We start from the raw sequence: 19689 nt of genomic DNA, 5'->3' as shown, positions 1-19689 counted from the left end.
ATCCCGGCCATGCTGATCGTCATCCCGGGCGCCTTGCCCGCCCTTCCCGTCGCCGCGGAACTGGCCAAACTGCTGCCCCGGCACGCCCCTACCCTGCACCGCTGGCTGCAAGCCGGCGCCGCCCGGGTCCAGGCCCACGATATCCGCGCCCAGGGCTGTACCGCGTTCGAAGCCTGGCAATTGCGCCGCGCCGGCTACACCCCGGAGCCCGGCCTGCTCCCCGGCGCCGGATTGGGCCCCTTGCTGGCCGGCGGCCAGCACAACGGCGCGCCCGTCTGGCTGGCCGAACTGGTGCATCTGGCTCTGGGCACCGATCAGGCCACCCTGATCGATCCCGCCCAAATGGACCTGCGCGAGGCCGAAACGGCCGCGCTGCTGGACACTGCCCGTCCGCTGTTCGACGACAGCGGCTTCGCCGTCGAGCCGCTGTCGGCCACCCGCTGGCGCCTGCGCCTGCCGGACGACATGCGGCCCCAGACCGCCAGCCCCCTGGCGGTGGCCGGCAAACGCCTGAACGAGTGGTGGCGCCAGGACACCGCAACCCGCCCGTGGCGCCGGCTGCTCAACGAAATCCAGATGGCGTGGCATGAGCATCCGGTCAACGAGGCCCGCGCCGCGCGCGGCCTGCCGCCCGTCAATGCCCTGTGGCTGTATGGCGGCGGCACCCCTTGGACCGTGGCGCCGGCCAGCCCGGCGCAGATCATCACCGATCTGGATGCCCCGCACCGCGCCGGCGACTGGGCCGCCTGGCTCGACGCCCTGCCCGGGCTCGAGGCGCGGCTGCAGCCGCTGGCCGGCCCCAAGGGCCTGCCGCAAGCGCCTGCCGACCTGCTGCTGCTGGGCGACGATCGCAGCGCCACCCTCACCCTGAAACCGCGCGGGGGCCTGCTCGGCTTGCTGCCCGCGCCCAAGAAAAACTGGAGCGCCTGGTGGTCTCACCCCGCTTAACCATCCGCCGCGCCGACCTCGCCGCCTGCCATGCCCTGGAAGCCTCGGGCATCCACCCGCTGCTGGCGCGCCTGTGGGCCGCGCGCGGCGTCACCCATCCCGACCAGACCAAGCTGGCCTGGCCCGCGATGCTGCCGCCAGCCGGCCTGACGCATTCCGCCCACGCCGCCGGCGTGCTGGCCGATGCCATCCAGGCCGGCAAGAAGCTGCTGATCGTGGCCGACTACGACTGCGACGGCGCCACCGCCTGCGCGGTCGGCCTGCGCGCCCTGTCGGCCATGGGCGCCAACGTCGACTTCCTGGTGCCGAACCGCTTCGAAACCGGCTACGGCCTGTCGCCGGCGGTGGTCGAACTGGCCTGCCGCCATCGCGCCGGCAAGCCCGACATCATCATCACCGTGGACAACGGCATCGCCAGCGTCGACGGCGTGGCCGCGGCCAACGCCGCCGGCATCGGCGTGGTCATCACCGACCACCACCTGCCGGGCGACACGCTGCCCGATGCCCTGGCCATCGTCAACCCGAACCAGCCGGGCTGCGGTTTCCCGTCCAAGAACCTGGCGGGCGTCGGCGTCATCTTCTACATGATGCTGGCGCTGCGCGCCGAACTGCGCCGCCGCGGCGTCTATGCGCCGGACGGCGGGCCGCGCCTGGACGCGCTGTCCGATCTGGTGGCGCTGGGCACCGTGGCCGACGTGGTCAAGCTGGACGCCAACAATCGCCTGCTGGTCACGCAAGGCCTGCAACGCATGCGTAGCGGCCGCCTGCAACCCGGCCTGCGCGCCCTGTTCGCCGTGGCCGGCCGCGAGCCGCGCGCCGCCAACGGCTTCGACCTGGGCTTCGCGCTGGGCCCGCGCATCAATGCTGCCGGCCGCCTGGCCGACATGAGCCTGGGCATCGCCTGCCTGACTACCGACGATGAGGCCCAGGCGCTGGAAATGGCGCGCGAACTGGACAACATCAACCGCGAGCGCCGCACCATCGAGGCCGAGATGCGGGAACAGGCCATGGCCGCCATGGAAGCGCCGGATGCCGCGCCCGGCGCCACGGTCTGCGTGTTCGACCCGGGCTGGCACCAGGGCGTGGTCGGCCTGGTGGCCTCGCGCCTGAAGGAAAAGTTCTGGCGTCCCACCCTGGCCTTCGCGCCTGCCGGCGATGACGAAATCCGCGGCTCGGGCCGCTCGATTCCCGACGTGCACCTGCGCGACGTGCTGGACCTGGTGTCCAAACGCCATCCCAACCTGATCCGCAAATTCGGCGGCCACGCCATGGCGGCCGGGCTGACGCTGGGCCGCGACGATTTCCCGGCCTTCGCCCCCGCCTTCGATGCCGCCGTGCGCGAACTGACGGGCCGCGACAGCTTCGAACCCGTCATCGAAACCGACGGTTCGCTCGAATCCGGCTACGCCAACGCCGAGGTCGCCGGCCTGCTGCAGCAACAGGTATGGGGCGCGGGCTTTGCCGCGCCGCTGTTCCTGGACGAATTCGTGGTGCGCAACCAGCGCCTGGTCGGCGAAAAGCACCTGAAGCTGTCCCTGGAACGCGGCCACCAGCGGTTCGACGCCATCTGGTTCGGCCATGACCAGTCGCTACCCGAACACATCCAGGCAGCCTACCGGCTGGAGCAGAATGTGTGGAACGGCATGGTGTCGGTCCAGTTGGTCATCGAACACGCCGGGTGATGCGGCCCACGCCGGCTTAAAACCGATACTTCAAGCTCAAGCCGCCTTGGGTGTCGTGGTAGCCGTGGTCGCCCTGTTGATGGGTGACATTGGCTGACAGCGCGAGGTTGTCGCTCAGGTTGCCCGAGACGGCGACCTTGGCTTCACCGACGTTATCCGCGCCGAGAATCCAGTTGCGGTTAGCGCCCATCGTGACCCCGTACTTGTTGGTGTTGTGCAGCCAGTTCAGCTCGAGCGCGGTCTCGATCTGTCCGGCAAGGCTGGCGCCGGCGGCGGCCGGTTTACTGACCATGGCCAGGCGCGCCCCAAGGCGGGTTTGGATGTTGCCATCGCCTTCGCCTTTGACCCTGGTCGGGCCCGCATCCTGTTGCACGAAGGTCTTGGCTTTGACGCCGCCATACACGATTTGCGCTTGCGGCCGCACGCTCAAGCGGTGTTCGCGGCCGCCGCCATTGGTGAAGGACGCCACGTCAATGGCATAACCGGCTTCGATCGAGGCGGTCACGCCGGTGGCCTTGTACTTCTCCTTGAGGCCGGTGCCCTGAGCGCTGTTGTCGAAGTCGTTGTAAAGCAGCCAACCATCGACGTAGGCGCCTCGATGGCTTTGGCCGTCTTGGTACCAGGTGCCATACACGCCGGCGCTATAGCCGTCGACTTGACCACGGGCGTCGCCGGTTGCGGCGTTGCGGGTTTTGCTGCGCTGTTGACCATGGCCCGCCATGACACCGAAGCGCCACGCATCGTGGCCGTTCACACTGCCTGCGATGATCGAGCTGCCCAATTGCAGCAGGCTGCGGTCGGCACTGAAGCGGTTTTCGCCGTCGAACATCATGCCGCGCGTGGTTCCCCCCGCGACCCGGGCCCAGACCCGGCCGCGCGCGCCGGTGACCGGGTCCACGGACTCGCCGCTTTCGCGGTCGCTCAAGCTGGTGTTGAACAGCGTGTTCGCCGCAAGCAGGTTGCTGGCATAGGCGCCGAACAAGGGACTGACGTTGTGATTCCGGATGTCGTCGGAGCCCGGTGAGGCTTGCTTGGCGCTGGTCAGATACCAAATACCGTTGGCCTTTTTCTCGCTGTTTTCCTTGCTGTTGAGCGAATAGACATACCCCCCTGCGGTGACGTCGTTGGCAAGCACGAAGGTATCGGTGCCGCTGGCGCCACCGGCGACGGTGATAAGGGTGATGCCGTCCACGGTTTGACCGCCCGCGCCGCCTTCGTTTTCGACGGTCACCAAGGTCTTGCCGCTGGCCATGCCTTGGATGATGAGCTGGTCGGCAGGACTGCTGTCGTCGCCCAGCACCGCGCCCAGAGTCAACGCGCTGCCATCCTTGCCTTCCCAATCGCCGTCGATGGTAAAGGTCTGGATGGCGCAAGTGTCGCAGTTCTTGAGGCTGAGCGTGCCGCTGTTGAGGAACTTGCCCCTGGTGCCGTCGGCGCCGAGTTTGAGGGTGACCGGGGCGGACACCGGCGTCCCGTTGGCTTGAACATCGTTGAATATCAGGGTGCCCTGGTTCTCGATCCCGGCGAAGTTCTGGTTCGTCGCCCCCAGATTGAGCCTGGCGCCCGGCCGGATGGTCACATTGCTGGTATTGGCGATTGCGTTGCCGATCGCGGTTTTGAGCGTGCCCGCCTCGACGGTGGTGGCGCCGGTATAGGTGCTGGCGGCCGCCAACTCCAGCGTGCCCGCGCCTTTCTTGGTCAGAGTTTTGCCGTCCCACTTGAATGCATTGGTAGCGGCATCAACCCCCGTCACATCGGCCAGCGCTGTCGCCAGTTTGAAGGTGCCGTTTTCAGCGATGGTGAAGTTGCCACCCGACTGGGTTTTATCGTCCTCATTCCAACGGAGCTGGTAGCTGAGCTCCAGTTTCTTGGCGTCGCTCGCCGCAACCCTGAGGCGGGGCGTCAGGTAATCGATCTCGCTCGCGCCCGCATCGAAGACCGTGACTCTGGGCCTGCCGTTGATATGGATGCTGTTGGTGTCGTTACCGGCTGGCCCGGTGGCTGGCAAGGTCAGGATGACCTTGGGCGTGCCCAGCGCTTCGCTGGTGGCTGGCGGATGGGCGTCGGTCAGCGTGATGGGGTCGTCGGCGGCGATATTCAGGTTGCCATCTTGATTGATGTAGTCCTTCAAGGTATCGGCGCCAAACGGCTCGCCTGTCGTGATGGAAAGCGGTTTTTGGGGCGGAATCGTCGAGACGAGGGTGTCCGCCAGGCTGCTCAGAACCCAAATCCCCTCGTTGATCTTGCCGGTTGCGTCTTTTCTGCCTTGCCTGAGCTTGTAGACGTAACCGCCCGCGGTGACGGGGCTGTCCAGCACGAAGGCATTGGCCAGGCTGCTACCCGTGGTGATGAGGGTAATGCCGCCATCGGCGGTGGTTTCTCCCCCCGCGCCGCCGACATTGCGGACCTTGACTCGGGTGGTGCCGGTGGCCGCGCCCGTGATCTCGACCTTGTCGGTGTTGCTGTCGTCGCCCGCCAGTGCGGCGGTCAGCGAAATCAAACTGCCGACATCGCCGAACCAGTCGCCTTGGACTTGGAAGGTTTTGCCAACGGTGGCGTCGCCGGTGTCGAGTTCGAGCGTGCCGGCGTTGCTGACGTTGCCGGTCAAGCTCATCGGGCTGGCGCCTTTCTTGCCTTCGCCCACGTCGTTGAACACGATGGTGCCGCGGTTGGTGATGGCGCCGTGAGTGTTGCCGCCCACGGCTTGGGCATAACCGCCCATGTTGAGCATGGCGCCCTGGGCAATCGACAGATTGGCGCTGGCGGCGAACGTATTTTCGGCCCCCGCTTTCAGCACCCCCTGCTTGATGATCGTGTCGCCGGTGTAGGTGTTGCTGGCTGTCAGTACCAGCGTGCCCGCGCCGTCCTTGGTCAGGGTCTTGCCATCCCACGGCATGGTGGCGCTGGTGTTCGCGCCCATGTCGGCCAGCGCCGCGCCAAGCGCGAAGCCGCCGCTGGCAATGGTGAAGGTGCCATGCGATTTATCGGCCGTTTCATTCCAGCTGAGTTTGTACCCGGCTTGCAGTGTCTTGCCATCCTGCGATCTGGAAACGTTGGCCGTCAGATAATCGGGCGGCGCCGCGCCGTTGACGGTGACGTTGGGCAGATCGCCCTCGATGGCGCCGGTGACGCTTGTGATCTCGACGCCGCTTTTCTCCGCCTCGGTGATGCCGGCCATCGTCATGTCAAGCGTGACGTCCGGCGCAAAGATCAGGTCGCCCTCGGCGTTGACGACGTATTTCGCCTTCTCGTCGGCGGTCAGCGCCCTTGAAAAATCGAAAGGCAGCGTGGTGCCTGCCGCGATTGTGGGAGGGGTGACCTTGTCACTGTCCTGCTGCCCACCGGCAGGAGGAATGATCGCCGTCGCGCCCTCATCATTATTCTTCGCGCTGCTCAAGTACCAGATTTTATGGTGGGCCGAATCGGCCTTGTTCAGGAGCGAATAGACCAGGCCATTGGCGGTGAGGGTGTCGGCGCTCAGGGCGAAGGCGCCATTTACGCTAGCGTCGCCAGCGGTGATCAGGGTGATACCGCTTGTGGTGCCGGTCGCCCCCCCGCCGTTGATATTGCGCACCTGGATTTTGGTGGCACCGGTGGCAGCGCCCGTGATTTCGACTTTGTCGGCGACACTGTCGTCGCCATTGCCTAGGACGGCGGCCAATTTAATCAGGCTGCCGGTGCTGCCGGCCCAATCGCCAATGATCTTCAGTGTTTTGCCCACGGCATTGTCGCCGTTGTCGAGATCGAGCGTGCCGGCGTTGGTCAGGTTGCCGGTCAAGCTCGCCGAGTTCGTGCCCGTCTTGCCGGCGTTCATGCTGTTGAACAAGATGGCGCCGTTGTTGGTGATGGCCCCGCCTTCGCGCACGGCCTGGGAGAATCCGCCAAGGTTCAATGCGGCATCCGCGGCAATCGTCAGCGCGCTGCTTTGTGCAAACGCGTCCGCCACCCCGGCCTTCAGCACCCCCGCGTTGATCGTGGTGGGGCCGGTATACAGGTTTGCCGCCGTCAATTGCAACACGCCGGAACCCGCCTTGGTCAGGCTCTTGCCATCCCAAGGCCTGGTGGTGTTGGTGTTCGCGCTCACGTCGGCCAGCACCGCGCCCAAGGTAAAGTCGCCGCCATCCGCAATGGTGAAGGTGCCGTGCGCCTTGGCGGGGTCTTCGAGCCAACTGAGTTTGTAGGTCGCCTGGTAACCGATGGGGTGGGCCGGTATCACAGACAAGTTGAGGCCGAATTTATCAGCATCGACCTCCGCTTGGGTCCGTTCCCCGCCCATTGCAATGCCGGATGCGAACGTCAAGTAGTCCACCGGCGCCTGCTCGGTGACGACAATGCCGCCGACGGCAGTCTTGGCGAAATCGCCATCGATGAAGACTTCCGGGTTGAGTTGATTCTGGGTAACAAAGAGGAACTGATCGGTCGCGCTGCCATCGGTGATCCCGGCCAAGTTGAACGTGGTGCCGGTTTTACTGATAGTGGCTTTGCTGTTATTGAGGGTAAGCCGGAAGCTTTCCGGAGTGCTGGATATCGTGCCGTCGCCTCTAAGCGCACTGCGGGCAATGACGGAGAGGGTGCTGCCATCCTTCAGGACCAAGTCGCCGATCCGGGTTGAGCCCTTTCCCGAAACCATCAGCGTAGCGCCTTCGCCAACGATGAGTTGTGACATGCGCATGCGATTGATCACTTCAGCCGAATCATCGGCGGGAAGCGAGCTGGCCGGTAGCTTCCTGATCAGCGGCCCTTGGTTGATGCTGGCGTAACCTGTTTGGTACGTTCCATTCAAATCAACCCAATCTGCTGCATTATTCAAGATATGCAGCATGCTGCCGGCCGAGCCGGCAGGCGCATCCAGCAGCACGCTGCCGTTGATGACCGATCCCCGCTCAAGCGTGATCAGGTTGTTGCCACCGGTGAAGTGAAGAGCCTCCCCATAACGGCCATGGACCCCGCTTTCTTGGGCCTCGCCTCCTGCCGCGCCAAGGCCTTGCCGTCCAAAACCGGGGGTTCCAGCGCTAATCGATCCTGCGGGCTTATCGGTAAACACAATGTCCAGGTCGCTGCCCACAATAGCGGCACCGCCATTGCCGCCATTGCCGCCCTTCATCGGCGAATCTCCTCCTTCGACAGCGCCGCGCCCATTCATGCCATGGCTGCCGGCGCCGCCCCTGATCGAACCGCCGTCGATAACAATTCGGAGATTGCCGCCATGAATGGCATCCGCGCCGCGGGCGCCATTTTCGCCAATCTTGACGGCCGTGGTCCCCGCCGCGCCACCGATCAGGGGAGTATTCACCTGCACCACGTTGCTGTCGCGCAATGAGCCTGCTTGCGTGGTGAAGACATACGCCGTCTCGCCATCGGTCGCGGACGCATAGGGCAGCCCGGCGCCGCTGCCGTTTTTGCCATTCAGCCCAGGGGGCTGCGTCGCCACAAACGGCGTGTTGTCCTTGGTCAGTGTGATATTTTGGGTGCCGGCGGGGTTCACGGGCGTTTCCCCTCCCCCCTCTGCGGCATACACACCCGCCGCCTGGCCGGAGAGCGCCAGGGCGACGTAGAAGGCCGTGGTGGTTTTGCTGGGAATGAAACGCTTGGAGTGCGTGTGGCGGGCCGACATCCGGGTTGGCCGGTTCGGTCGGCGGAAAGCAGCGCGCGAGGAAGCAAGGGTCATGATGGTTTTGAACTCCGCGGCCGCTGCGGTCAGAATGACCAAGCCCGAGCCGCAAAACTGCCAGGGAAATATGCGATAACGAGAATGATTCGCTATCGCAATACGCCCCAGCATTTTCGGCACAAAACAGGCGGAAAGTTTCGTTGTCGCCGCGAAGCAAGACCAAATGACGCTCGGCGCAAAAAAATGGGCGCATCCGCGAGGATGCGCCCGTGTCGCGTGAGGCCCCCGCCGGGCGGGGCCGTCGCGCCTACTTGTTGACCAGCCTGGCCGGTTGCGCCAGCGCCACCAGCGCGCCGACCACCAGGCACGCCGACAGCAGGTACAGGCCGGCGTTGGTGGTGCCGGTCATGTCCTTGAGCCAGCCCACCAGATAAGGACTGACGAAGCCCGCCAGGTTGCCCACCGAGTTGATCAGCGCGATGCCGGCGGCGGCGGCCGTGCCGCCCAGCAGCGCGGTCGGCAGGCTCCAGAACAGCGGCAGCACCGTGCAGATGCCGATGTTGGCCACCGTCAGCGCCAGGATCGCCAGGACCGTGTTGCCGCTCCAGATGGCCGAGAACATTAGCCCCACCGCCCCGCACAGCGCCGGAATCGCGACGTGCCAGCGGCGCTCGCGGTTGCGGTCGGAGTTGCGCGCGATCAGGATCATGCCGATCACCGCAAACAGGTTGGGCACCGCCGTCAGCAGGCCGATCGCCAGCGGACTCTGCACGCCGGTGCTCTTGATCAGCGTCGGCATCCAGAACCCCACGCCGTACAGTCCCATCACGAACGAGAAATAGATCAGCGCCATCGCCCACACCCGCGGACGCGTCAGGGCGGCACGGATCGGCGGGTCTTCCTTGTGCTGTTCCTCGGCGGCGATGTTGCGGATCAGCAGCGCCTTCTCGCTGGGGCTCAGCCACTTGGCCTTGTTGATGCGGTCATCCAGATACAGCAGCACCAGCACGCCGATGATCACCGACGGAATGCCCTCCAGCAGGAACAGCCATTGCCAGCCCGACAGGCCGTGGTCGCCATGGAACGTGCCCATGATCCAGCCGGAGATCGGACCCCCGATCAGGCCCGACATCGGCACCGCGGTCATGAAGAACGTGGTGATGCGGCCACGGCGGGCGGCCGGGTACCAGTAGGTCAGGTACAGGATGATGCCGGGGAAGAATCCGGCCTCGGCCGCGCCCAGCAGGAAGCGCAGGAAATAGAACATGTGCACGCTGGACACGAACAGCATGCATGACGAGATGATGCCCCAGGTGATCATGATGCGCGCGATCCAGATGCGCGCGCCGACTTTGTGCAGGATGATGTTGCTGGGGATCTCGAACAGGAAATAGCCGATGAAGAAGATGCCCGCGCCCAGCCCGTACACCGTCTCGCTGAACTGGAGTTCCTGCAGCATCTGCAGCTTGGCGAAGCCGACGTTGACGCGGTCCAGATAGGCCACGACATAGCAGACCACCAATAGCGGCAGCAACCGCCATCCGACTTTGCGGTAGATCCGGTCCTCCTCAGCCGCCGGGATCGCCGGCGAGACCCCGGGGGCCATAGTATGTTCCATCAACGTCTCCTCCTCTAACGGGACAGGCCGGCTGTTTGCCGGCAACTGGTCCGGTCCCGCGCCCCCTGGGGGCATATGGGCCGGCTGACCAAGGCTAGAACCCCCGAGATGACAAAAAACTGAACAACTATGCGCTGTGCGCGCAAACCCTTAGCGCCGCGCGGCGGAATCGGGCAAAGGCACGCCCGGACGGCTTTTCTTCCTCATCCGTCCCCCTGTATACGGGCGCGGCCCACGGGCTGGCGTCTTACACGGTAAAATGCCCGGTTTCGCACAAAAGTCACCAGGAATCATCATGGAAGCCGAACGTCAGAACCAGCTCGCAGCCCGCCTCGCCGACTACGCGGAGCGCGAACAGGCTCTACGGAGGTATCTTTGACTACGATGCCAAAGCCGAACGCCTGCAAGTCGTAAACGCCGAGCTCGAAGACCCGGCGGTCTGGAACGACCCCAAGCACGCCCAGGACCTGGGCCGTGAAAAGAAATCCCTCGAAGACGTGGTCGAGACGCTCACCGCCCTCGGCACGGGCCTGGCCGACTCGAACGAATTGTTCGAACTGGCCGCCGCCGACGACGATGACGCCACGCTCGAATCCATCGAACAGGATGCCGACGGCTTCCAGGAAAAACTCGAAGGCCTGGAATTCCGCCGCATGTTCTCCAACCCGGCCGATCCGCTGAACTGCTTCCTGGACATCCAGGCGGGCGCGGGCGGCACGGAAGCGCAGGACTGGGCCTCGATGCTGCTGCGCCAGTACCTCAAGTACGCCGAGCGCAAGGGCTTCAAGGCCGAAGTGCTGGAAGAATCCGAGGGCGAAGTGGCCGGCATCAAGTCCGCCACCATCAAACTCGAGGGCGAATACGCCTTCGGCTACCTGCGCACCGAAACCGGCGTGCACCGCCTGGTGCGCAAGAGCCCGTTCGACTCGTCCGGCGGCCGCCACACCTCGTTCGCCAGCGTGTTCGTCTACCCCGAGGTCGACGACTCCTTCGAAGTCGAAGTGAACCCGGCCGATCTGCGCGTGGACACCTACCGCGCTTCCGGCGCGGGCGGCCAGCACATCAACAAGACCGATTCGGCCGTGCGCCTGACGCACATCCCGACCGGCATCGTGGTGCAGTGCCAGAACGACCGCTCACAGCACCGCAACCGCGCCGAAGCGATGCAGATGCTCAAGTCCAAGCTGTACGAACTGGAAATGCGCAACCGCATGGCCCAGCAGCAGAAGCTGGAAGACTCCAAGACCGACGTGGGCTGGGGCCACCAGATCCGCTCGTACGTGCTGGACCAGAGCCGCATCAAGGACCTGCGCACCAACGTCGAAATCTCCAACACGCAGAAGGTGCTGGACGGCGACCTGGATCCCTTCATCCAGGCCAGCCTCAAGCAAGGCGTCTAAGTTCCGCGATACTTCCGTCCACCGTCCCCAGAGGATTCACGCATGTCCGACACCATCGCAATTCTCACCGGCGCTTCGCGCGGCATCGGCGCCGCCATGGCGCGCGGCCTGGCCAAGCCGGGCACCCGCCTGATCACCCTGGCGCGCCGCGAAGACCCCGAACTGGCGGCCTACGCCCGCTCGCGGGACGTGCAGTTGGAACAGCTGTCCGTGGACCTCTCTGACCTGGCCGCGGCCGAAGCGGCCGCGCGCCGCATCTGCGACACCTTGCCGCGCGATGCCGGCCGCTACCTGCTGATCAACAACGCCGGCACCGTGCACCCCGTGGCCGGCACCGACGCGCTGATCGACGGCCCGGCCATCGCCGCCGCCTTCAACCTGAACGTCTCGGCCGTGATGTTGCTGACCGCGCGCTTCCTGGCCGCCGTCGAAGACCTCAAGGCCGATCGCCGCGTGCTCAACATCTCGTCCGGCGCCGGCCGCAATCCCAACGCGGGCTGGGGCGTGTACTGCGCCACCAAGGCCGCGCTCGACATGTATACGCGCGTGGTCAAGCAGGAACAGGGCGAAGGCGGCGCGCGCGTCGTCTCGCTGGCCCCCGGCATCGTCGACACCGACATGCAGGTGGCCATCCGCGCCAGCGACCCCAAGAGCTTCCCCGCGCTGGCCAAGTTCCAGGACTTCCACGCCAGTGGCAAGCTGTCCGCCCCCGCCGATGTGGCCGCCCGCATCCTCGCCTACCTGGATCGCGACGATTTCGGCACCACCGAAATCGACGACATCCGCAATTACGACTGATCCTCCCGACCATGACCGACCACACGACCGCTCCGGCACCCGCCCAGGATGAAAACCGCTTGATCGCCGAACGGCGCGCCAAGCTGGCCAAACTGCGCGAAACCGGGGTCGCGTATCCCAACGATTTCGTCCCCGACGCCCGCGCCGCGGCCCTGCACGACAAGTACGACGACCAGACGCAGGAAGCCCTGGCCGCCGCGCCCGTCACCGTCAAGGTCGCCGGCCGCATGATGCTCAAGCGCGTCATGGGCAAGGCCAGCTTCGCCACCCTGCAGGACAGCACCGGCCGCATCCAGATCTACCTGGACCGCGGCACGCTGGGCGAAGACAGCTACGCCGCGTTCAAGCAATGGGACATCGGCGACATCATCGCGGTCGAGGGGTCGGTCTTCAAGACCAACAAGGGCGAGCTGTCGGTGCACGCCGCCACCGCGCGCCTGCTGTCCAAGTCGCTGCGTCCGCTGCCCGACAAGTTCCACGGCGTAGCCGACCAGGAACTGCGCTACCGCCAGCGCTACGTCGATCTCATCATGACCGACGCCACGCGCCGCACTTTCGAGGCGCGCAGCAAGGCCGTCGGCAGCATCCGCCAATTCATGCTGAACGCCGGCTTCCTTGAAGTCGAGACCCCCATGCTGCACCCGATCCCGGGCGGCGCGGCGGCCAAGCCCTTCGTCACGCACCACAACGCGCTGGACATGGAGATGTTCCTGCGCATCGCGCCCGAGCTCTACCTCAAGCGCCTCATCGTCGGCGGCTTCGAACGCGTATTCGAAGTCAACCGCAACTTCCGCAATGAAGGCGTGAGCCCGCGCCACAATCCGGAATTCACCATGATGGAGTTCTACGCGGCCTATGCGGACTACCGCTGGCTGATGGACTTCACCGAGGAACTGATCCGCCAGGCCGCCATCTCGGCCACCGGCAGCGCCGTGCTGACCTACCAGGAACGCGAGCTGGACCTGGGGAAGCCGTTCGACCGCCTGACCATCTGCGAAGCCATCCTCAAGTACGCCCCCGGCTACACCCAGGCGCAACTGGACGATGCCGCCTTCGTGCGCGCCGAGCTCAAGAAGCTGGGCGCCGACGCCGACGGCCCGGTGCTGGCGCGCGCCGGCCTGGGCGCGCTGCAACTGGCGCTGTTCGAGGAAACGGCCGAAGCCAAGCTGTGGAACCCCACCTACATCATCGACTACCCGGTCGAAGTGTCGCCGCTGGCGCGCGCCTCCGATACCCGCGCGGGCATCACCGAGCGCTTCGAGCTGTTCATGACCGGCCGCGAGATCGCCAACGGCTTCTCCGAGCTGAACGACCCTGAAGACCAGGCCGAGCGTTTCCGCTCGCAGGTCGAGGCCAAGGACGCCGGCGACGAGGAAGCCATGTATTACGACGCCGACTACATCCGCGCGCTGGAATACGGCATGCCCCCGACGGGCGGCTGCGGCATCGGCATCGACCGCCTGGTCATGCTGCTGACCGACAGCCCCAGCATCCGCGACGTCATCCTCTTCCCGCATCTGCGCCGTGAAGACTAAGCCGCAGGCGGCATCATGATCGTCAAGATCCTGATGCTGGCCGCGGTGGTGGCCGCGCTGTTCTACATGGTGATGCAACCGCGCCGCGGCCGCGGCGGCTACGGCGCGCCCCCCGCGCGCCGCGCGCCGCTGTTCATCGCCCTGTGCCTGGCCACCGCCCTGTCCGTGACCGGCGCGCTGGTCACGGCGGTGCTGTGGATGGGCAGCGTCGCCGGCGGCGTGACCGGCGGCGGCTATCACGGCGAAGCCGATTTCCTGCTGACCATCGCCGGCGCCCTGCTGGCGTTCGCCGTCGCCTGCGGCGTCGGCGCCTTCCTCAAGCGCAAGGGCTAGGGAGCTTCGCCCTCTCCATGGCTGCGCGCGGCCACGCGCGCCCTGCCGCCTACTTTCTGCGCAAGACCGCCGCCAGGCGCCGCACGGCCAGGTCGATTTCGTGTGCGCTGAGCGAAGCGTAGCCCAGCAGCCAGCCCTGCAATGCGGGTGTGCCGGCATACAGGCGCTGCAGCCCCGGCAGCACCAGTCCGGCCGCCGCCGCCCGCCGGATGGTGTCCGCTTCTGTCCAGCCCGGCTCCAGCAGGCAAGGCACCTGCAACCCGCCTTGCGGCCGCAGCGCGCGCGCCACGCCGGCCAGGTGCCGGCCCACCGCCTCCAGCATCGCCTCGCGCCGCGCGCCATACAATTTGCGCATGGCGCGCACATGAGCGTTGTAGTGGCCATCATCCATGAACCGCGCCAGGGTCAATTGCAGGATCTGCGGCGTATGCCCGTCGATGATGCTGCGCGCGCGGCTGAAGGCGGCCACCAGCGCGTCCGGCAACGCCATGTAGCCCACGCGCAGACCGGGATAGAGCGTCTTGCTGAAAGTGCCCAGATAGAGGGTCCGGCCGTGCTTGTCCAGCCCCTGCACGCAGGCGGTCGGCAGGCCGTCATAATGGAACTCGCTGTCGTAGTCGTCCTCGATGATCCACTTGCCCGCCTCGCCCGCCCAGCGCGTCAGTTCGAGCCGGCGCTCCAGCGACAACGTGGCGCCGGTCGGATACTGATGCGACGGCGTCACATAGACGCACGCGGCGCCGCTGCGATCGGCCCGCAGCAGATCGGTGCGAATGCCCTGCGCATCGACATCGATCGGCACCACGCGGGCTTCGGCGAACTCGAATGCCTTGCGCGCGCCGAAATAGCCCGGGTTCTCCAGCAGGATCGGCCTGCCGGCATCCCCCAGCAGTTGCGCGCACAGGAACAGGGCCTGCCGCGTGCTGCTCAGCACCACGATCTGGTCGGCCCGCACCTTGGCGCCGCGCTCCAGGTTCAGGTAGGTGGCGATGGCCTTGCGCAAGGGCTCGGCGCCTTGCGGATCGCCGTGCAGCAAGACATGGCCGCGATGATCCTTGAGCACCTGGCGCTGCAGCCGCTCCCACACCGCGACCGGAAAGGTACGGGTCTCGGGCAGGCCGGTGGCAAAGGCCTGGATCGACTGCTGGTCGGCCACGCCGCCGCTATCATGGATCGCCTGTCCGCGCCGGCTCAGGCCGGGGCCGCCTGCCACCGCCGCGGGCCGCACGCCGGCCGCGTGCCGCGCCGGCGTGCGGCCCCGGCGCCGAGCCGCGCCACGCAGCTCGGCGCCAATGCTCTCGGACACATAGCTACCCGAGCCTTTGCGCCGCGCGATGAAACCGTCGCGCTGCAATTGCACGTAGGCGTTCTCGACCGTGTCGCGCGCCACACCCAGCGATTGCGCCAGCGCGCGGGTCGCCGGCAGCTTCACCCCCGCCGCCAGGCCGCCATCCAGGATCAGCGCGCCCAGCGCGCGCTGGATGCGCAGATGCAGGTCGAGCGCGCGCAAGTCGGCGTCGGCCATGCGGATCTTCAAGGTCTCCAGCGCGAATGTCTTGCTCATGCGGTCGGCCCCGATGGCGCAGGCTATATAGGTTAGAACTCCGCCATTCTAGCCGCGCCCTGGCGGACAGCTCGAAAAAAGTGGTCTGGTCCATGAAGGAAAAGTATACGGTCTAGCCAGTCCAATATGGCGCTACAAAGACCGCTTCCCCCAACCTTCGCCGACTCCATCCGTTCCGCCCATGGCTTCTCCGCACTCCCCCAACACACTGCAAGCGCGCGATCTCCTGCACCCCGTCGTCGCCGGCCTGATCTCGGTCATCGTCAACTATGGCGGCACCTTCGTCCTGGTATTCCAGGCCGCCAAGATCGCCGGCCTGAGCCCGGCGCTGACCGCCTCATGGGTCTGGTCCGTGTCCATCGGCGTGGGCGTGACCGGCATCCTGCTCAGTTGGGCCGCCCGCGAGCCCATCATCACCGCCTGGTCCACCCCCGCCGCGGCCTTTCTGGTCACGGCGCTCGCCACCACGCCCTACCCTGAAGCTGTTGGCGCCTACCTGCTGTCGGCGGCGGCCTTCGTCCTGCTCGGCCTGTCCGGCTGCTTCGACAAGGCGATCCGCCTGATTCCACCTGGCGTGGCCGCCGGCCTGCTGGCCGGCATCCTGCTGCCGTTCGGCATCGGCGCCTTCGGCGGCATGACGCTGGACCCGCTGCTGACGGGCTGGCTGATCCTGGCCTACGTAACGCTCAAGCGTTTTACCGCGCGCTACGCCGTGGTCGGCATCCTGGTGTCGGGGCTGGCCTTGCTGCTGTTGCAGGACCGGATCGATCTGTCGGGCCTGACGCTGGCCTTTGCCGCCCCCGTCTATACCGCCCCGGCCTTCTCGCTCAACAGCTTGCTCAGCGTGGCCCTGCCCCTGTTCCTGATCACACTCACCGGCCAGTACATGCCCGGCATGCTGGTGCTGCGCAACGACGGCTTCAGGACCAGCGCCAATCCGATCGTGACGGTCACCGGCCTGGGTTCGCTGCTGATGGCGCCGTTCGGCTCGCACGCGTTCAACGTGGCGGCGATCACGGCCGCTATCTGCACCGGCAAGGAGGCGCACGACGATCCGGCCAAGCGCTGGGTCGCGGGCATCGCCGCCGGCATTTTCTACATCCTGGTGGGCGTGTTCGGCGTAACCCTGGCCGCCGTGTTCATGGCCCTGCCCGCCAGCTTCATCACCACCCTGGCGGGCCTGGCCCTGCTGGGCACCATCGGCGGCAGTCTGGCCAGCGCCCTGGCCGAGCCCAAAACGCGCGAAGCCGCGCTCATCACCTTCCTGGCGGCGGCCGCCAACATCAAGCTGTTCGGCATCGGCGGCGCCTTCTGGGGCCTGGTGATCGGCCTGGCCGCGCACGCCCTGCTCAATGGCCGCCTGCCGCAACGCCCGCGCCCGTCGCGCTACGCCGACCTGCCGCGCCCCGCCGCCGGCAAGGAAATGGTGAAATGATGGCATCCCAGCCCGATCCCGGCCCCTTGGTGGCCTGCGCGCCCGATACACCGACCCGTCACGACCGGCACGGCCGCTACCCCCAGGCCCTGAGCGTCGCGGACTTTCGCCGCAACCTGGCCGCCATCCACGCGCGCATGGATGCCGCCTGCCGGCGCGTCGGCCGCGATCCGGCCGGCGTGCGGCTGCTGCCGGTCAGCAAGACCATGGACGAATCGCGTATCCGGCTGGCCCATGCCGCCGGTTGCCGCCTGCTGGGCGAGAACAAGATCCAGGAGGCGCACCGCAAGTGGGCGAGCACCCCCGACCTGGCCGATCTGCGCTGGTCGGTCATCGGCCACCTGCAGACCAACAAGGCCAAGCTGATGGTGCAATTCGCCAGCGAGTTCCAGGCGCTCGACAGCCTGCGCCTGGCCGAAGCGCTGGACCGCCGCCTGCAGGCCGAAGGCCGGGCGCTGGACGTGTATGTGCAAGTCAACACCTCCGGCGAACCCAGCAAATATGGCCTGGCCCCGGACGACGTAGCCGCTTTCCTCCAGGCGCTGCCGGCGTTTTCCTCATTGCGGGTGCGCGGCTTGATGACGCTGGCGCTGTTCTCCAGCGAGGCCGAGCGGGTGCGCCAGTGCTTCGTGCTGCTGCGCGGCCTGCGCGACTGCCTGCGCCAGCGGGCGCCGGCGGGCATCGTCCTGGACGAACTGTCGATGGGTATGTCCGGCGACTTCGAGATCGCCATCGAGGAAGGCGCCACCGTCGTGCGCGTGGGCCAGGCCATCTTCGGCGCGCGGGCGCTGCCGGCCAGTCATTACTGGCCCGGCGCCGCGTAGCCCGCCCGGCGTTCAGTAGGTCACGACAGGCTCGTTGCGCGAGACCGGCGGCGCGGCGGATTCACCCGCCGCGCCCGAACCCTGCAAATGCCGGCCGGGCAGCCCGAACTGGCTCATCAGCTCGCCATAGGCCGCTTCCGCCAGGCTCTTGGACGCCTCGGCGATCACCTTGGGCCGGCTGAACGTGGCCCGGTCACCGGGCCGCGACACCACCTTCACGTCCTGCCCCGATCCCAGCGCCGTAAAGGCCGCCTTGATTTCGTGAGTCCGGGTGTTGATAAGACTGAAATCGACGGTGATATCCAGCCCCAGCGTGGCCGACGTGGCCGAGCCGCCGAACGACATTGCGTTCTGGTTGAACTGGATGTCGCTGACGGTTCCGAACAGCACATAGTCGGCGCCGGCGAACTGCCCCTGCCTGATCCGCGCCAGGATGTCGAACACCTTTTCGGTCGGCTTGCCCTGATAGGCCTTGCCCTGCACCAGCCGCACGCCTCCCCCCTTGAGCATGGCACCCTTGAGATCGGCGGTGTACTTGCGCAACTCGCCGTACTCGATATACGAATAGGTGCCCTCCTCCTCGTAGTAGTGGCTCTCCGAGCGGGCGCTCAGGCGCCCGCGCTCGGAGTACGAACGCGGGCCGTCATGCACGCTGCCGCTGGCGTTGACGCTGCGTTTGCTCGACGCGGACACGACGCGAAAGTACTCGCTGACGCGCTCTTCATAGGCAAGGTCGGTGACCGCGATCTTGGGCTCGGCAGCGCGCGCCACGGGAAGCGCCGCGGCGCACAGGGACAGCGCGGCAATCAAACGGTAGGTTTTCAACATTGAAATGCCTCGGCTGGACGATGGGGTCAACGGCGCGTGGTCTTGCGGATTTCCTTTTCTTCCTGCCATTCGATGGTGCCTTCCTGCACGTCGTACAGCTTGAGCGTCATCTTGTAATAAACGTCCTTGACGCCGCCGGCGCGCTTGACGATGGAACCGATCTCACCTTCCAGCGCGTACTTGGCGCCGACCATGTTGCCCATCTTGGCCCTGCCCTGGTTCTTGTACAGGCCGCTCTGATTCTGGCGCTGCAATTCCTCCACGCCGGGCTGCATTTCATCCATGCTGCGAGTGAACCGCACCTTGCCGCTCTTGACCAACCGGGTCTGGATGGTATTCATGATCGACTTGGTATCGATGTATTCGCTGGTCTTGTTGCGCACCGGCGCCAGGGTCAGCGTCGGCCGGCCAGTCAGCACCGGACTTTCCAGCAACGAGCCGGTCATTTTCTCGGCGATCATTTGCAGGTCGGTCGAACCGAACTCATTGCTCACCGTCTCGACCGCCTTGGCATCGCCATAGCTCACGCCGGAAGACGAATCGACCGTCGGTTGCATCGTCTGGCAACCCGCCAGCAACAGCGCCGAGGACACGGACGCGCCGGTCAGCAGCCGGCGGAACAGAATGGAATGCATACAAACTCCGTGAGTACTTTTCTGGAATGTCGAAAACAGGAACCGGGGCCCGCGGCCCATGCCATCAAGGCGCGCCGGCGCTCATCTCGAGGCGGAAATCGGTCGCCTGCGGACCATAGGCCACGCCCTTGATGACGTGGTTCTGCCGATTCAGGAACGTCAACGGCTGCCAGGCCGCGTCGTCGCCGACCTGCATGCCGTCCGCGTCGAGCCAACGGAAGCGGTAATACAGGCGAGTGCTCAGGCCGCTGGTGTTGACGATCTCGGCCTGCACCACCATCACGTCATTGCGGCGCTGCGAACGCAGGCTTTCGACGCGCAGGTCGCGCACCGAATCGCGCACCATCAGCTTGGCGGCAATGCCGGTCGAGGCCGCATACGAAGGCGCGGGATTGGCCTGGGCCGCGGCCTGGCCCGCCAGGGCCAGCCCCAGCACCAACGCCATCGAGCATTGGATGAATTGCTTCATGGGAGTCTT

The 19689-nt window shown here is 66.2% G+C and carries 14 protein-coding genes; 8 read left to right on the top strand and 6 right to left on the bottom strand.

What is annotated here, in order from left to right; genetic code table 11:
• Positions 1 to 9 precede the first annotated feature (9 nt).
• Positions 10 to 948: a hypothetical protein gene (locus tag K2W61_RS19325; protein ID WP_236756349.1), complete on the top strand. Its 939-nt coding sequence runs from the start codon at positions 10 to 12 to the stop codon at positions 946 to 948.
• Positions 930 to 2630, top strand: a complete 1701-nt coding sequence (gene recJ / locus K2W61_RS19320) for a single-stranded-DNA-specific exonuclease RecJ (RefSeq protein ID WP_175131530.1) — start codon at positions 930 to 932, stop codon at positions 2628 to 2630. Before K2W61_RS19325 ends, recJ begins: the two co-directional genes overlap by 19 nt.
• 16 nt (positions 2631 to 2646) lie before the next feature.
• Here recJ and K2W61_RS19315 read toward each other — a convergent pair whose 3' ends face one another.
• Together K2W61_RS19315 and K2W61_RS19310 are read right to left on the bottom strand one after the other, a co-directional pair.
• Positions 2647 to 8412: an autotransporter outer membrane beta-barrel domain-containing protein gene (locus K2W61_RS19315; protein ID WP_175131531.1), complete on the bottom strand. Its 5766-nt coding sequence runs from the start codon at positions 8410 to 8412 to the stop codon at positions 2647 to 2649.
• Positions 8413 to 8548: 136 nt separating this feature from the next.
• Positions 8549 to 9859, bottom strand: a complete 1311-nt coding sequence (locus tag K2W61_RS19310) for an MFS transporter (protein ID WP_175131532.1) — start codon at positions 9857 to 9859, stop codon at positions 8549 to 8551.
• 295 nt (positions 9860 to 10154) lie between these two features.
• Between K2W61_RS19310 and prfB the strand changes: the two genes are divergently transcribed.
• The 4 genes from prfB (at position 10155) to K2W61_RS19290 (ending at position 13925) form a co-directional block, all read left to right on the top strand.
• A protein-coding gene (prfB, locus tag K2W61_RS19305) for a peptide chain release factor 2 (RefSeq protein ID WP_175131533.1) occupies positions 10155 to 11259 on the top strand; the annotation gives its coding sequence in 2 pieces (ribosomal slippage) (positions 10155 to 10235 and positions 10237 to 11259; 1104 coding nt in all).
• Positions 11260 to 11301: 42 nt separating this feature from the next.
• A complete protein-coding gene (locus K2W61_RS19300; RefSeq protein WP_175131534.1) occupies positions 11302 to 12057 on the top strand; it encodes an SDR family oxidoreductase in 756 nt (251 codons plus the stop codon).
• An 11-nt stretch (positions 12058 to 12068) separates the two neighbouring features.
• Positions 12069 to 13592, top strand: a complete 1524-nt coding sequence (gene lysS / locus K2W61_RS19295) for a lysine--tRNA ligase (RefSeq protein ID WP_236756348.1) — start codon at positions 12069 to 12071, stop codon at positions 13590 to 13592.
• Positions 13593 to 13607: 15 nt separating this feature from the next.
• Positions 13608 to 13925, top strand: a complete 318-nt coding sequence (locus tag K2W61_RS19290) for a preprotein translocase subunit TatB (protein WP_236756347.1) — start codon at positions 13608 to 13610, stop codon at positions 13923 to 13925.
• 49 nt (positions 13926 to 13974) lie between these two features.
• On the opposite strand, the gene pdxR is transcribed toward K2W61_RS19290, so the two are convergent.
• Entirely contained in the window at positions 13975 to 15489 is a 1515-nt protein-coding gene (gene pdxR / locus K2W61_RS19285; protein WP_175131537.1) for a MocR-like pyridoxine biosynthesis transcription factor PdxR, read from the bottom strand.
• Positions 15490 to 15670: 181 nt separating this feature from the next.
• On the opposite strand from pdxR, the gene K2W61_RS19280 reads away from it, so the two are divergent.
• Positions 15671 to 16924: a benzoate/H(+) symporter BenE family transporter gene (locus K2W61_RS19280; protein WP_236756346.1), complete on the top strand. Its 1254-nt coding sequence runs from the start codon at positions 15671 to 15673 to the stop codon at positions 16922 to 16924.
• Positions 16924 to 17748, top strand: a complete 825-nt coding sequence (locus K2W61_RS19275) for a YggS family pyridoxal phosphate-dependent enzyme (protein WP_419761651.1) — start codon at positions 16924 to 16926, stop codon at positions 17746 to 17748. Before K2W61_RS19280 ends, K2W61_RS19275 begins: the two co-directional genes overlap by 1 nt.
• A gap of 12 nt (positions 17749 to 17760) precedes the next feature.
• On the opposite strand, the gene K2W61_RS19270 is transcribed toward K2W61_RS19275, so the two are convergent.
• From K2W61_RS19270 to K2W61_RS19260, 3 genes are all read right to left on the bottom strand, one after another.
• Positions 17761 to 18576: a penicillin-binding protein activator LpoB gene (locus K2W61_RS19270; RefSeq protein WP_175131540.1), complete on the bottom strand. Its 816-nt coding sequence runs from the start codon at positions 18574 to 18576 to the stop codon at positions 17761 to 17763.
• A 26-nt stretch (positions 18577 to 18602) separates the two neighbouring features.
• Positions 18603 to 19211: a penicillin-binding protein activator LpoB gene (gene lpoB, locus K2W61_RS19265; RefSeq protein ID WP_175131541.1), complete on the bottom strand. Its 609-nt coding sequence runs from the start codon at positions 19209 to 19211 to the stop codon at positions 18603 to 18605.
• Positions 19212 to 19275: 64 nt separating this feature from the next.
• Positions 19276 to 19680, bottom strand: coding sequence for a YcfL family putative periplasmic lipoprotein (locus K2W61_RS19260; protein WP_175131542.1), 405 nt, complete (start codon positions 19678 to 19680; stop codon positions 19276 to 19278).
• Positions 19681 to 19689 lie beyond the last annotated feature (9 nt).

Source organism: Achromobacter pulmonis (assembly GCF_021733725.1).
GTDB lineage: Bacteria > Pseudomonadota > Gammaproteobacteria > Burkholderiales > Burkholderiaceae_B > Achromobacter > Achromobacter pulmonis.
This window is presented reverse-complemented; position numbering and strand designations above follow the sequence as displayed.

Bases quoted from the DNA above. Each gene is read 5' to 3' on its own strand.
- K2W61_RS19325 (WP_236756349.1), top strand. From the start codon at position 10: ATGCTGATCGTCATCCCGGGCGCCTTGCCCGCCCTTCCCGTCGCCGCG.
- K2W61_RS19315 (WP_175131531.1), bottom strand. From the start codon at position 8,412: ATGCTGGGGCGTATTGCGATAGCGAATCATTCTCGTTATCGCATATTT.
- K2W61_RS19310 (WP_175131532.1), bottom strand. From the start codon at position 9,859: ATGGAACATACTATGGCCCCCGGGGTCTCGCCGGCGATCCCGGCGGCT.
- K2W61_RS19300 (WP_175131534.1), top strand. From the start codon at position 11,302: ATGTCCGACACCATCGCAATTCTCACCGGCGCTTCGCGCGGCATCGGC.
- lysS (WP_236756348.1), top strand. From the start codon at position 12,069: ATGACCGACCACACGACCGCTCCGGCACCCGCCCAGGATGAAAACCGC.
- K2W61_RS19290 (WP_236756347.1), top strand. From the start codon at position 13,608: ATGATCGTCAAGATCCTGATGCTGGCCGCGGTGGTGGCCGCGCTGTTC.
- pdxR (WP_175131537.1), bottom strand. From the start codon at position 15,489: ATGAGCAAGACATTCGCGCTGGAGACCTTGAAGATCCGCATGGCCGAC.
- K2W61_RS19280 (WP_236756346.1), top strand. From the start codon at position 15,671: ATGGCTTCTCCGCACTCCCCCAACACACTGCAAGCGCGCGATCTCCTG.
- K2W61_RS19275 (WP_419761651.1), top strand. From the start codon at position 16,924: ATGGCATCCCAGCCCGATCCCGGCCCCTTGGTGGCCTGCGCGCCCGAT.
- K2W61_RS19270 (WP_175131540.1), bottom strand. From the start codon at position 18,576: ATGTTGAAAACCTACCGTTTGATTGCCGCGCTGTCCCTGTGCGCCGCG.
- lpoB (WP_175131541.1), bottom strand. From the start codon at position 19,211: ATGCATTCCATTCTGTTCCGCCGGCTGCTGACCGGCGCGTCCGTGTCC.
- K2W61_RS19260 (WP_175131542.1), bottom strand. From the start codon at position 19,680: ATGAAGCAATTCATCCAATGCTCGATGGCGTTGGTGCTGGGGCTGGCC.